1 protein-coding gene is annotated in these 899 nt (G+C 57.8%); it reads right to left on the reverse strand.

Translation table 11 applies throughout. From position 1 onward, the window contains the following. Positions 1-154: 154 nt before the first annotated feature. Positions 155-899: HNH endonuclease signature motif containing protein (locus tag HMPREF2565_RS13125; RefSeq protein WP_141745928.1), on the reverse strand; the 745-nt coding region annotated here is incomplete at its 5' end.

Here is an 899-nt window from a genome sequence, read left to right on the forward strand (position 1 = left end):
CTGCCGTGGCTGCCCCTGTTGTATCCGGCGGTGACTGAAGCGCAACCTGGGATCGCCGATATCCCCGTCAGTGTGGCTTTGTCTGACGGGTGCTTCTATCGGGAGCGCCTTTGTCGCAGGTTACCGGCGCTTTTTGTGTTTGGTGGCTGGGGTGTTAGCTGCTGTCGGGTGGTCGGTCCGGTGGCTGGGCTGGCGCTGTGGTTGCTTTTTCGGCGTTGAGTCTGGCTAGTGCTTCTTGGTATTCCGGCATCGCGGTTATCGGGGTACCCCAGGGTGGGATGAAGCTGACCCCGGTGTTGAGGCGGTACATGTAGCCACGCCCGGTAGGCCTTAAAGGGTCATCGTCGTTAATGCCGTTGTGGTAGGCGCACAAAAACGTCAGGTTCTTGATGTTGGTGTAGCCACCAGCCTGCCAGGGCACCAAATGATGGATTTGGCAGTAATCAGCTGGTTTATTACACCCAGGCCTAGAACACGTGTGGAATTCAGCGTGCAGGGTGAGGCGTTGGTTGAAGTTTGCCCCGCGCTCTAAGCGCCAGGTGTTAATGGGTCCTTCAATAGGGTGCACGATGGTGGCGTAGCCTATTTCGGCGAACTTGTGGGTGAGGAATTCTGCCCCGGTCATGCGCCCACCGTTGGTGAGGTTGAGCTCGATCTCGTCCCCGTCACCGTTAATGATCTGGTCCAACTCATTCAGGGTGACGATGACTTGGGTGCGCACCGCCGGTTTGGAACCAGTGCCCTCTTTGAAGAAGACGTCGTTGGCGGCTTGAAGCAGGTCGGTGTTGTTGGTGGATTCGAGTACTGCGCGCATGTTGGCAATCGTGGTGGCATCATCGGTAATCGAGAGCGTGTTGGGGCCTTGCTCTCGGTAGGTGATGCGCACGCCTGGTTTGGCG

It is taken from the genome of Corynebacterium sp. HMSC072A04 (assembly GCF_001809235.1).
In the GTDB taxonomy this organism is placed as follows: Bacteria; Actinomycetota; Actinomycetes; order Mycobacteriales; family Mycobacteriaceae; genus Corynebacterium; species Corynebacterium hiratae.